Consider the following 13,131-nt stretch of genomic DNA (forward strand, 5'->3'; position numbering starts at 1 on the left):
CATCCCTCGGCGCCATCATCGGCACGAGGATGTGAGCACGGACGTGGGGTGCCCTCATGTAAGCACGAGGAACCCGCGCGCTAGGCCTCCTTGATGTCCTCGATGGCGATCTTCTTGAGGGCGTCCACGAAGACCTCGAAGTCGGCCTGGTTCTGGTCTGCGTAGGCGTTGGCGAAGCGCACCATGGCCTTGTCGAAGGAGGTGCCGCCGCCGAGGTAGCCGGCGATGGCGAAGCGGTCACCGGAACGGGCGTGTGCATGGGCGAGCGACCAGGCGCTCATCTGGGCGACCTTCTTGAAGCCCTCGAAGGGGATGGTGTCGAGGTCGGGGCTCGCCTTGCCGTCCCAGAGCTGGCGCACGTAGAAGTCGCGCTCGATGCCCTTGACGTCCTTGCCGCGCGCCCAGCCCAGGAAGACGTCGCTCGCGGACTGCACGAGGTGCTGGCCCTCGACGACGCGCTGGCCGTGGTTCTCGTAGGGGGAGTTGCCGCAAGGCTCCTCGAGCACGGACGTGCCAGCCTCCTTGACCTGCAGGACGAGCGGGTCGTTGTCGTCGCGGCCCGAGAGGACCACGATCCAGGCGCGCGTGCCGAGCGAGCCCACGCCCACGGCCTTGATGGCGACGTCGCGGATGGTGTACTGGTGCAGGAGCTGGCGCTTGTCGGCCGGAAGGCTCGCATAGTAGGTCTCGAAGATCTCCTTGAGGCACTCCATGAGGTCCTCGGGCTTGACGTGCTCGGTCATCATCGAGAGCGGGACGATGAGGGGAGGTGCGGGGTTCACGCGCAGCTGGCCGTCCTCGATGGTCGTGAGCTTCTGGACGGCACGCATGCTGTTCTTCGCAAGGGCCTTATGGACGCCGGCCTTGACCTCCTTGTTGTTCTTGATCTGGTTCTTGATGGCATTGAGGGCCGCCTCGACCTCGAAGCGCTTGTACCAGACCTCGAGGTCGCCCATCTCGGCGAACTCACGGATGTCCTGGCGATAGGCCTGGGCGCAGGACCTCGCGAGGTCATTTGCCTGGTCCTTGGTGAAGCCGCGCTGACGCGCACCGATGACGAGGCTCGCCACCAGGCGCTTGATGTCCCACTCCCAGGGACCCGGAGCAGTCTCGTCGAAGTCGTTGACGTCCCACACGAGGCGGCGGTCGGGGCTCATGAAGGCCCCGAAGTTCGAGACGTGCGCATCGCCCACGGCCTGCACGTTGATACCCGTGACCGAGCTGTCGGCGAGGTCATGCGCCATCCCGATGGCGTTGCCGCGATAGAAGGCGAAGGCCGAGGCACCCATGCGCTCGTGGCGCACGGGGAGCAGCCAGTCGAGACGGCCCTTCTCCTGGCCCAGCACGAGCTCCGCCGGGTCGAAGCGGTCCACGGCAGGCTCATAGTCGCCGAGCGACTTGCGCGGACACGCATCGCGAAGGGACTTGCCATAGTCATAGCCCTCTTGCGCATTCTTATGACGCGAAATATCAGCCATGGAGCTCCCCTAACCATAGGTTGCACACTCACTGCTCATGGGTTTATATCACAGGGAGCTGCACGTCAAGAATCGAATCTGAAAAATCGGTAGGCGCATGGGAATGCCGCCGCAGCAGGGGGCCTCGCCAAAGAGCAGGAGGCACCACGACCAGACCTGGTCATGGTGCCTCCGGACACTCTTGGTGCGGGCGAAAGGACTTGAACCTTCATGGGGTTGCCCCCATACGGACCTGAACCGTACGCGTCTGCCAATTCCGCCACGCCCGCGTGAGTTTGCATGGTAGCACGAACATGGGGTACACGACAACGTCCCACACGGTAGAATGGACGAGAAACACGCACGTCCCCACACCCGTGCGCCCGTACGACACACACACCAGAGACGAGACACGCCGTGCCCATCCACCGACCACAGCAAGGCCAGCCCAGCCCCGGCCAGGTCCGAGCAGGCGACACCACCCCCCAGCAGGCCGTATCGGCAGACGCGTCGCGACCCGAGCTGCTCCTGGACCGCTACCACGTGGTCGAGACGCGCGGCACCGGCGGCTTCGGATGCGTGCTGGTGTGCTGGGACACACGCCTCCAGCGACGCGTGGCAATCAAGCGGATGCCCCTCGCACAGCCGGACCCCTATGCGGCATCGGCCATGCCCTCGGGTGCCTCCTCGCTCGAGGAGGTCCTCTCGGAGGCACGGACCGCATCGATGCTCTCGCATCCCAACATCGTGACCGTGCTCGACCTGGAGGTCGAGGGTTCCTTCGCCTACCTCGTGATGGAGTACGTGGACGGCATCACGCTGGCCGAGCTGCTCGGGCGCGTGGAAGGCGGCGTCCTCACCTATGACGAGTGCGCCCACGTCCTCTCCTCGCTGGCCTCCGCCCTCTCGTTCGCCCATGAGAACGGCGTGCTCCACCTCGACATCAAGCCTGCCAACGTGTTCATTGACCGATCGGGCACGGTGAAGCTCGGCGACTTCGGCATGGCCGCGCTCGCGAGTGCGGCCGGCTTCGGCGGCGCGCGCGGCGGCACGGTGGGCTACATGCCGCCCGAGCAGCTGGCCGGGTCCACGGTGGACGAGCGCTGCGACATATACTCGCTCGCCGTGGTCTGCTATGAGGCCCTCACCGGACGCGATCCCTTCGCGGCCCCCTCAGCCGAGGAGTCGGAGGAGCTCGAGGCCGTGGGTGCCCCTCCCCTCTCGGAGGACGAGCCCGGGCTCGAAGGCCCCGTGAGCGACGCGATCGCCTGCGCGCTCGACCCGTCCCCCCAGGGACGCATGGCGCAGGTCTCGCAGCTCGCGCGCGAGGTCGTGCCCTCCTTGGGTGACCCGGTCGCCGGCCAGTCCTCCATCGCCTCGCTCATGGCCCAGGTCACCGATGACGAGAGCTACGAGGAGGGCTGGCACGAGTTCGAGCGCGAGCCCCTCTCCGCGCGGATGCCATGGCTCCCCAAGGCCTTCTCACGCGTCATGGCGGCTGCCACCTGCGCCTGGTGCGCCTACCTCCTCACCCCCGGTCTCGGCTTCGCAGGCAGCGTCGTCCTCGGCGGCCAGGTGATACCCACCCCCCTCGTCGCCGCCCTCCTATGCGCCGTGGCCGCCGCGCTCGTGCCATGGCTGGGATGCGCCCTCGTGCTCGTGGGCCTCACGGGAGCGGTCGGCATGTCCGGCTCGCAGGCCGTCGGGTATGCCGTGGCCCTCGGGGGCGTCTGCCTCGTCTGGTGGGTCCTGGCAGGTCGCCGCCACGAGCTGGCCGGTGCCGCCGCGTTGCTCCCTGCCTGCCTGGGCGTGCCAGTGGCCGGCGTGGGCCTGGGAGGCTGGGCCCTCCCGCCCCTCGGCGCCCTTGTGACCGGGGCCTTTGGCTATCTGGTCCAGCAGGTCATGACACTCTGCACGAGCTCCGGGTTCGATGGCGCCGCCACGGCGTCCGGGCTCTCGACGTTCCTCTCGACACCGTCGAGCTGGGTCCTCGCCATCGGGTATGGCCTCTGCTCGCTCCTCGTGTCCGCCGTCTGTCGCCGTAGGACCATGACATCCGCCATCGTGGCCCAGGTGCTGGGAGGATGCGCCCTCGTCTTCGTGGGCATGGTGGCCGCTAGAGTGGAGAATGGCAGTATATGGCTGGCCCCTAGCTGGGGCTCGGTGGCAAGTGCGGTACTCTTTTCCCTACTTATGGTCATTGTGACGGTGCTCTTGGGGCCGCCTTCAATTGCGCGGGAGAGTGATTGACGTGAACTTCCTGAACGTCTTCGAAGACCGGGTCGACGGAATCTTTGGCGCCTCACCCCAGGGATATACCACGCCATTCTCGTTCAAGAAGCTCGCCAAGAAGGCTGCCCACGAGATGGAGAACGAGACGTTCGCCATCGACGGCACCGACACCGCCCCCGCCCTCTACACCATCCTCGTCTCGGCAGACGACGACATGGCCATGCGCCCGCTCTACACGCAGCTGACGCACGAGACGTCCCAGTTCATCGAGGCCCAGGCCCAGGGTCGCGGCTACTCCTTCGTGGGCGAGCCGCTCGTACGCTTCATGGTCGACCCGTCGCTCAAGAGCGGCAAGTTCTCCGTCTTCGCCGAGAATGTCGACGTGCGGACCCTGAGCCGCCTCCGCGACGAGGAGGCCAAGTTCATGGGCGGCGCCGACGTCGGCGGCACCGGTGGGCTCGGCGGTGCCGCAGCGCTCGCCCAGGCCGCACGTGCGGCAGCGCCCGCCTCGGTCGCGTCCGCCGCCCCCGTGATGGCCCCTGTGCCCCCCGTCGCCGGTGGCACCGATGCCGGCCTCGACGTGATGCCGGCGGACGTGGTCCTCACGGCCCAGGAGAACGCGCTCAACAACGGGTATGCGCCCATCCCCGACATCCCCGTCATGGGCAGGTCGCCCGAGCAGGCTGCCGCCACCATGGCACCCGCAGCTGAGCCACAGGCACCTGTCGCCCAGCCCGTACCCGTGATGCCGCAAGCACCTGTCGCCCAGCCCGCGCCCGTGATGCCGCAGGCACCAGCCCACGCGGCCGTGCCAGCGCCCATCGAGGTGCCGGCCCCCGTGCAGCAGGCCCAGCCGGTGCAGCAGGCCCAGCCCGTGCAGCAGGCCCAGCCGGTGCAGCAGCAGGCCCCCATGACACCCCCCACGCAGCGCCGCCCGCAGGCGAGCACGCCGCTCGTCAACCCCTATGGCGCGGCTGCCGCCGTTACCGCCCAGGCCACGCCTGCCCAGGTGGGGACGCCACAGGCGACCTGCATGCTCATCGACCGCCAGTCCGGGCGCACCTTCACCGCGGCGGCGCCCCGCACGATCATCGGCCGCGAGCGCACCACGGGGGGCATCGTCCTACGCGACCCAAACGTGAGCCGTCGTCACGCCGAGCTCTCGTATGACGGACGCTCATGGCACATCACCGACCTCAACTCCACCAACGGGACGCTGGTGAACAACGTGGACGTGGACGAATGCGTCCTGCGCACCGGCGACCTCGTGACGCTCGGTCTCATCAACCTCGAGTTCCGGGAGGGGTAGGATGATCGACCTCGTTCTCTTCGTAGGTCGAATCGTTCTTGTCGTCCTGCTCTACGCCTTCCTCTTCGCAGTCATGAAGACCGGCATCGGTCTCGTGAGGGGCCAGCGCAAGGATGCCGCCATCTGGTGCGTCGACCTCGACAAGGGGCCCCGGGGCCTTCGTGGCCTGCATGTCGACATCCTCGGGCCCGTCCTGGTGGGACGCTCGCCCTCCTCTGACATCGTCATCGACGAGCCGTTCGTCTCGGCCACGCACGCCCGCTTCACGCTCCAGGGCCCCGCGCTCGTCATCGAGGACCTCAACTCCACCAACGGGACCCTCGTGAACGGTCACCTCGTCACCGAGCCGATCACCTTGCGCGATGCGGATGAGGTGCAGGTGGGAGATGCCGTCATGCGGGTGAGCCGCCGATGAGTGACACCCCCTCGCAATATCCCGGCACCGACCCCCAGGCGACAGGCCCCCTGCCGCAGACCGGCACCGACCCCCAGGCGACGGGCCCCATGCAGCCCCTTCGCGAGCCCGCGCTCGACGTCTCGAGCAGGATGGGCGCCAACGTCGACTCAGGCAACACCACGGACCTCTCGTGGGGCGCTCGCACCGACGTGGGCCTCGTACGCGAGCACAACGAGGACTCCTTCCTCGTACGATGCCCACTCTTCTGCGTCTGCGACGGCATGGGGGGCCATGCCGCCGGAGAGGTGGCGAGCTCCATCGCCGTGGGCGTCATCGCCGCGCAGGCACCCTCGAGCGCCGACGACGCCCTCCTAGGGGCGGCCGTCGAGGCAGCCAACGAGGAGGTCATCAAGGGGGCAGAGGACGGTCGCGGCAAGCCGGGCATGGGATGCACCGCGACAGCCGTGCTCGTCGAGGGCCGCAAGATGGCCATCGCCCATGTGGGCGACTCCCGCGTCTATCTGCTCCATGCCGGGACCCTCGTGCGCGTGACGCACGACCACTCCTTCGTCGAGGAGCTCGTCGACTCCGGCGAGATCACCGCTGACGAGGCCCGCATCCATCCGTCCCGCTCGATCATCACGCGCGCGCTCGGAAGCGATCCCGACATGTATGCCGACCACTTCACGCTCGACGTCGAGCATGGGGACCGCATCATCATCTGCTCGGACGGCCTGTCCTCCATGGTGCCCGATGCCCTCATCGAGGAGACCTGCGTCACGCAGGCCCTCCCGCAGGAGTGCGTCGACGCCCTCGTGGCCGCCGCCCTCGAGGCGGGCGGGCACGACAACATCACCGTCGTGGTGGTGGACGTCGTCGATGACGGGAGCTCGGAGGAACGACGCAAGAAGCGCCTCCACGGCATCATCGGCTTCATAGCCGCGCTCGTCGCCGCCTGCGCCGTGGCGCTCGTCGCGGTCTCGGCCTTCGTGAGCAACTCCTGGTATGTGGGAAACAACTATGGCACCGTGGCCATCTACCAGGGAGTCAACTCGGAGGTGCTGGGCATCAAGCTCTCGAGCCTCGCCGAGACCACGTCCATCCAGGTCTCAGACCTGCCCTCCACCACGCAGAAGCAGCTCTCCACCGGCATCGTGGTCGCATCCGATGACGTCGCCCGCTCCACCGTCGAGTCATATCGCGACCAGATCGACACCGACAAGACCAAGGCCGTCGCCACGGCAGACGACGCCAAGGAAGGTGCCACGACGGACGCTGCCGTGACCACCGATGCCTCGACCGCGGCAACGAGTACCGAAGCCGCCGCCACGCAGCAGCAGGCAGGGGGCGAGTGACATGGCACGAGTCTCTGCCGGCACCAGGCGCAACACGGAGATGCTCCTGCTCATAGCAGGCTCCATCCCCGTACTCCTGATCTATGCGATGTACGTCATCAACACGGGAGCCGAGCTCTCGGCCACCACGCTTGCGGTCCCCATAGGGCTCATCGTCGCCTTCGCGGCCGCCCATGTGGCCATCCGCTTCCTCGCACCGGGGGCCGACCCAGCCATCCTCCCCATCGTGTTCGTCCTCTCGGGCATAGGCATCACCTTCGTGACCCGCCTGGCGCCCGACCTTGCCATGGGGCAGGTGCTCTGGCTCTTCGTGGGAGTCGCGGCCATGATCGCCGTGCTGGCCGTCGTACGTAACCTCGACGACCTGGCCCGCTACAAGTACACGATCGGCATCGCGGGCGTGGCGCTCCTGCTCCTCCCCATGGTCATCGGAACCGAGCAGGGTGGCAGCAAGCTCTGGATAACCTTCGGCGGCTTCTCGTTCCAGCCCGGCGAGATCGCGAAGATCCTCATCGTCCTGTTCCTGGCGAGCTACCTCGCGGACAACCGCGAGCTCCTCTCGGCGTCCACGCGCACCATCGGGCCCTTCTCGTTCCCGAGGCTGCGCATGCTCGCCCCGATGTTCGTCATGTGGGGGATGAGCCTGCTCGTCGTCGTCTTCGAGCGCGACCTCGGCAGCGCGCTGCTGTTCTTCACGATCTTCGTGGTCATGCTCTATGTGGCCACGGGACGCGTGAGCTACGTCCTGGTGAGCCTCGTGCTGCTCGCCATAGGCGGCGTCCTGTGCTACCACTTCTTCAATCACGTACGCGTCCGTGTGCAGATCTGGCTCGACCCGTTCGAGGATGCCTCGGGGTCGGGGCTGCAGATCGTGCAGTCGCTCTTCTCGCTTGCCGACGGCGGCCTTGTGGGGACGGGCATCGGCAAGGGCATGTGCGAGCTCATCCCCGTGGTCGAGTCCGACTTCATCTTCTCTGCCATCGGCGAGGAGATGGGTCTGCTGGGTGCCTCGGCGGTCCTCATCCTCTATATGCTCCTCACGGTGCGCGGCCTCACCACGGCCGCCCGGGCCAAGTCGGACATGGCCGCCTTCACGGCCGTGGGCCTCACCACGTCCCTCTCGTTCCAGGCGTTCCTCATCGTGGCCGGCGTCACGAGGCTCCTCCCCCTCACGGGCGTGACCCTCCCCTTCATGAGCCAGGGCGGCAGCTCCCTGCTCTCGAGCTTCATCATCGTGGGATTGCTGCTCCGCGCTGGTGACCAGGGGACGGGCCGCTCCGCCGTGATCAGCGGCACCGGCATCGCGGCCACAAGCCCAGCCGCCGGCTCGGACGCCTCGGCGATGGCACCCTCCGCCGATGGGTCGCGCATGGTTCCCGTGGCCCATGGCGCCCACGTGCGAGGCCATTTCGGCATGAGGACGGCAGAGTCGGGCGTGCTCGGGCGCGTCGCCCTCGGACACCGCCTGACCATCCTCGTGACCTTCTTCGCGCTCCTCTTCGCGGCCCTCATCGCGAACCTGACCTACATCCAGGTGGTGAAGGCCCAGGACTACCAGGACATGCCCAACAACAACCACACCATCGCCAAGAGCTCCTACGTCCAACGCGGTGCCATCCTGACGTCTGATGGCGTCACGCTTGCCGAATCGGTCGCCCAGGCGGACGGGACCTATATCCGCACCTATCCCGAGGGCTCGCTCGCAGCCCATGTGGTCGGCTACGTCTCGACCCAGTATGGTGCCACCGGCATCGAGGCCAGCATGAACGACACCCTCACGGGCCATGCGGACTACTCGAGCTGGCAGGGAGCGCTCTACTCGCTCGCCGGCATCGACCAGCCTGGGTCGTCGGTGGTGCTGACCATCAACTCGGGGATACAGCAGGCCGCCGAACAGGCGTTGGAGGGGTATACGGGCTCGATCGTGGTCCTCGACCCCAAGACAGGGGCGGTCCTTGCCGAGGCGTCATCGCCCACGTACTCCTATGACGACATCTCGACCATCATCTCGAGCGACTCGAGCGCCGGCGAGCTCGTGAACCGCGCCACACAGACGCTCTATGCCCCTGGCTCGACCTTCAAGGTGGTAACCCTCGCGGGCGCCCTCGACTCGGGGCTCGCGAGCCTCGACAGCACCTACTCGGCACCTGCGAGCATGGACATAGGCAATGCGGCCGTCACCAACGACCACAACAAGGACTACGGCACCATCAGCCTCTCCGAGGCCCTCGCCGTCTCATCCAACACGGCCTTTGGCCAGCTCGCCGACAAGCTCGGCTCCGACAAGCTCGTGAGCTACGCGAAGGCCTTCGGGTATGGCACGAGCCTCGGGCAGGACTTCTCGTGCCTCTCGTCACTCATGCCGACCGCCAGCGAGATGACCGAGTGGGAGACCGCCTGGGCAGGCTGCGGGCAGCCCGTGGGCGAGCACAAGAGTGCCGCGGGCCCACAGACCACCGTCATGCAGAACGCCGTGGTGGCTGCCGCCATCGCGAACGGTGGGACCGTGATGGACCCCTACGTGGTGGACCACGTGCTCTCCGCCTCGGGAGCGACCACCCAGACCACCTCGTCCCGCTCGCTCGGCCAGGCGTGCTCCAGCTCGACCGCCGCCTCGGTCAAGGAGGCCATGCTCGGCGTCGTGCAGTCGGGCACCGGGACGGCCGCACAGGTCTCGGGTGTGAAGGTCGCCGGCAAGACCGGCACGGCACAGGTGTCGAACGGGAACATGAACTCGCTCTTCATCGGCTTCGCGCCCTATGACTCACCCACCCTCGCGATCTCGATATGCGTCGAGGGTTCCAACAGCGAGAACATCGAGGGCCTCGCAGCCCAGCTTGCGGGACAGGTCCTCTCGCAGTCCCTGAGCATCCAGTCGAAGGGGTCGACGACGTCATGACACACAGGGACACATGCGCAGCGCAGGTGGAGGAGACCCCGCCTCGATGCAGACCGGCACGACTACCAGGTACAGTTAAGGACGCAGCGCCTTCGCTCGGCGAGATGGGAGCACGACATGGCAGGTAGGGTACTCGGCGGACGCTACACCGTCCAAGACAAGGTCGGCATCGGTGGCATGGCCACCGTCTATCGCGGCCTCGACAACGTGCTCGGGCGGACCGTCGCCATCAAGACGATGCTGCCGCAGTACGCGGCGGACCCGTCGTTCGCGGCCCGCTTCAAGCAGGAGGCACAGGCTGCCGCCGCGCTCCAGAGCCCGTACATCGTGGGCGTCTACGACTGGGGCAAGGACGGCGAGACGTACTACATCATCATGGAGTACCTCCGTGGCACCGACCTCAAGAGCGGCATCCGCAAGCACGGGGCCCTCGACTGCAAGAAGGTCGCGCAGATCGGCAGCCAGATCTGCCAGGCGCTCGCCGTGGCCCACCGCCATGACATCATCCACCGCGACATCAAGCCGCAGAACATCATGGTGCAGCCGGATGGCAACATCAAGGTGATGGACTTCGGCATCGCCCGCGCAAAGAACTCGCACCTCACGGCCGACAACTCGGTGCTGGGCACGGCCCACTACGTGAGCCCCGAGCAGACGCAGGGCAAGGAGCTCGGCCCCACTTCGGACCTCTACTCCCTTGGCATCGTGATGTACGAGGCCGCCACGGGACGCGTCCCCTTCGATGGCGACGATGCCATCGCCGTGGCCCTGAAGCAGGTCAACGAGCAGCCCGTTCCCCCCAGCCAGATCAACCCCAACGTCGACGCCGCGCTCGAGAGCATCATCCTGAAGTGCATGCAGAAGAACCCCGCCGACCGCTTCCAGACGGCCGACGAGCTACGCCATGCCCTCACCGACTACCTCTCCGGCCGCATGGTGAGCCTGGGCGAGGCCACCTCGATGCTCTCGGCCACGCCCACCTCGCAGCTCAACCGCAACTCCGCAGGCTCGACGAGCGCCATGCCGAGGGCCGGCTCGCCGATCTCCACGAGCAGCACTGGCTCCACAGGCCGCTCTGCCACGGAGGAGGCCGCCGAGGCCAAGAAGAAGCACAAGAAGCACGTCATCATCGGTGTGGTCTGCGCCATCCTGGCCGTCGCGGCGATCGCTGCCGCGGCCTATGCGCTGCTCAACCAGAGCTCGGCCACCGAGACGGTCCCCAACCTGCTTGGCCTCACCAAGGACAGTGCCATCAGCCAGATCGAGAGCACCGACTTCTTCACGGAGGGCACGGTCAAGGAGGAGTACTCCTCCACCGTCGACTCCGGCAAGGTGATCGACCAGGACCCCGACTCCGGCAAGACCGCGACCAAGGGCACCAAGATCAACCTCGTGATATCCAAGGGCCCCGAGCCCGCGGCAGACGTGACGGTCCCCGACCTCAGCAACATGACGCCGTCCGAGGCGGAGGCCGCCCTCACGAAGCTCGGCCTCAAGGGCCAGGCTGGTGACTCGGTCTTCTCCGACACGATCGAGTCCGGCCACGTGGCCACCCAGGACCAGGCCGCCAACCAGACGGCGAAGGCTGGGGACACCATCACCTACCACCTCTCGAAGGGCGTCGAGTCAGTGAGCGTCCCGAGCGTGGTGGGCAAGAGCCAGAGCTCGGCCACCTCGACGCTCCAGAACTCGGGCTTCACCGTGGACGTCGAGACCGACTACAGCGACAGCTATGACTCGGGTACCGTCATGTCGCAGAGCCCCTCGTCGGGCTCCTCGGCCTCGAAGGGTGCGACCGTGACCATCACGGTCTCGAAGGGCTCCAAGCCCGCGCCCTCGCCGACGTCGGTCACCTCCCCCACCACCACCTCGGCTGCCACCACCTCGGCTGCCACGACCTCGGCTGCCACGAGCGCTGCGACGACGAGCAACTAGTCCCGAGCATGCAGGACGTGCCCGACACACGACGACCCAGCTCCTCTGCGACCCACAGGCTGCAGGAGCTGGGTCGTTCCCTTGACTGGCGCGCCTGCGTCCTCGTGGCCTCGGTGGCCGCCTGTCTGGCGATGGGTGCCTTCCATGAGCCGTGGGCGGACGAGGCCCAGGCATGGCTCCTCGCACGTGACCAGTCGTGGGCCAGCCTCCTCGCGAACATACGGTACGAGGGGACGCCACCGGGCTGGCACTGCCTGCTGAAGTTCCTCATCACGCTAGGCCTTCCATATAGAGCGCTGTTCCTGGTACCATGCGCCGCCGTGACATGGGGCACCTGGCTCCTGCTCTATCGCGTCGAGGCGCCCCGGTGGACCAAGCTGCTGCTGCCCTTCTCGTACTTCGTGCTCTATCAGGGCGGCGTCATCGCCCGGAGCTACTCCCTGGTCTATCCGCTGCTGATGCTCGTCGTCGCATTCTGGTCCTCCCGCGGGAGACATCCCTGGCGCCTGGCCGCGACCCTCGTCGCGCTGGCGCTCGCGTGCGCGCAGTCGATGATCGTGTCCGGCTCGCTCTGGCTCATCTGGGGGACCGAGACGCTCCTGTCGTCGCGTCGCACCCGCAAGGAGACTGGCGAGAAGGACGCCCCGCGCCACGCCATAGGACAGCTTGCGCCCCTGGCGATCGTTGCCTGCTGCTACCTGGGAATCGTCGTCCTCGTGCACACGCCGTCCGACGCCATCACCGCCGCCGGTGTGACCGACGACGTCGCGAACGGGCTCGGCTCCATGCTCTCATGGGTGTTCGGGGCCTGCGTGGTGCTTCTCGGCGACGTAAGCGCGGCACGGATGGGCGGGGCCCTGCTCATAGGGCTGGCCTGCGTCTGCTACGCACGCGGCAGACGCACGAACGGCATCAGGTTCGCCGTGTGCGTGCTGCCGCTCCTTGCCTTCCTGGGACTCGTGGTCTGCAAGCCTTGGCACCTGGCGGTGCTGTTCTATGCCATCGCAGCCGGCCTCCTGCTGTTCCCGCCATTCGGCTCCAGGACGGACGACGAGCGCTCGGACGCCCTCGTACGAGCGGATGCCCCGCTGCTGAGGCGCACGGGAACCGTGACCTGCGCAGCGCTCCTCTCGCTCGCCGTCGTCGCGACCGGTTGCGCGGGCATCTACGACATCGGCAGCCGCTATGCAGCCGGTTCCGATGTGGCCGCGTTCCTCCAGGACGAGGGCCTCGCGGACCAGACGGTATGCGGGTTGTGGTACAACGCCGTGGACGTGGAGCCCTACTTCGACGGGGCGCTCCTGGCCAACCTTGGTGGACGCTCGGGCTTCCTCTGGTCCACCTCGAACGGCAGCTGGTCGATGGGACAGATCGAGCAGAGCGACCCAGCCGCCGTCGTGGTGGACCACGACACGGCCGGGTCATGGGCTGACCTCACGGACTGGCTCGTGGCGCATGGCTACGTAGCCCACGAGTTCGAAGCCCACACGTACTTCCAGTTCGGGACGTCGGGCGACTCGGGCTACACGGTCTACGTGCGGCCGTAG

8 protein-coding genes and 1 tRNA gene are annotated in these 13,131 nt (G+C 67.2%); 7 read left to right on the forward strand and 2 right to left on the reverse strand.

The window, feature by feature from the left end; translation table 11 throughout:
• Window positions 1–80 precede the first annotated feature (80 nt).
• Both LKE50_01675 and LKE50_01680 read right to left on the reverse strand, forming a co-directional pair.
• Entirely contained in the window at window positions 81–1,478 is a 1,398-nt protein-coding gene (locus LKE50_01675) for a DUF2252 domain-containing protein (GenBank protein MCH3967341.1), read from the reverse strand.
• A gap of 182 nt (window positions 1,479–1,660) precedes the next feature.
• Window positions 1,661–1,747 (reverse strand) — tRNA-Leu (locus tag LKE50_01680).
• Between the two features lie 127 nt (window positions 1,748–1,874).
• Here LKE50_01680 and LKE50_01685 point away from each other — a divergent pair.
• The 7 genes from LKE50_01685 to LKE50_01715 all read left to right on the forward strand — a co-directional run bounded on the left by LKE50_01685 (window position 1,875) and on the right by LKE50_01715 (window position 13,131).
• Window positions 1,875–3,707, forward strand: coding sequence for a serine/threonine protein kinase (locus LKE50_01685; protein ID MCH3967342.1), 1,833 nt, complete (start codon window positions 1,875–1,877; stop codon window positions 3,705–3,707).
• A 1-nt stretch (window position 3,708) separates the two neighbouring features.
• Window positions 3,709–4,998, forward strand: a complete 1,290-nt coding sequence (locus LKE50_01690) for a DUF3662 and FHA domain-containing protein (GenBank protein MCH3967343.1) — start codon at window positions 3,709–3,711, stop codon at window positions 4,996–4,998.
• 1 nt (window position 4,999) lies between these two features.
• A complete protein-coding gene (locus LKE50_01695) occupies window positions 5,000–5,413 on the forward strand; it encodes an FHA domain-containing protein (protein ID MCH3967344.1) in 414 nt (137 codons plus the stop codon).
• Window positions 5,410–6,750 carry a Stp1/IreP family PP2C-type Ser/Thr phosphatase gene (locus tag LKE50_01700; GenBank protein MCH3967345.1) on the forward strand — a complete coding sequence of 447 codons (1,341 nt, stop codon included), beginning with the start codon at window positions 5,410–5,412 and terminating at the stop codon, window positions 6,748–6,750. The genes LKE50_01695 and LKE50_01700 overlap by 4 nt, the downstream gene beginning before the upstream one ends.
• Window position 6,751: 1 nt before the next feature.
• Complete coding sequence (locus tag LKE50_01705) at window positions 6,752–9,649, forward strand: FtsW/RodA/SpoVE family cell cycle protein (protein MCH3967346.1); 2,898 nt, start codon at window positions 6,752–6,754, stop codon at window positions 9,647–9,649.
• A gap of 117 nt (window positions 9,650–9,766) precedes the next feature.
• Window positions 9,767–11,584, forward strand: a complete 1,818-nt coding sequence (gene pknB / locus LKE50_01710) for a Stk1 family PASTA domain-containing Ser/Thr kinase (GenBank protein ID MCH3967347.1) — start codon at window positions 9,767–9,769, stop codon at window positions 11,582–11,584.
• A gap of 8 nt (window positions 11,585–11,592) precedes the next feature.
• Window positions 11,593–13,131, forward strand: a complete 1,539-nt coding sequence (locus LKE50_01715) for a hypothetical protein (GenBank protein MCH3967348.1) — start codon at window positions 11,593–11,595, stop codon at window positions 13,129–13,131.

It is taken from the genome of Atopobiaceae bacterium (assembly GCA_022483015.1).
Taxonomy (GTDB): domain Bacteria; phylum Actinomycetota; class Coriobacteriia; order Coriobacteriales; family Atopobiaceae; genus JALCUE01.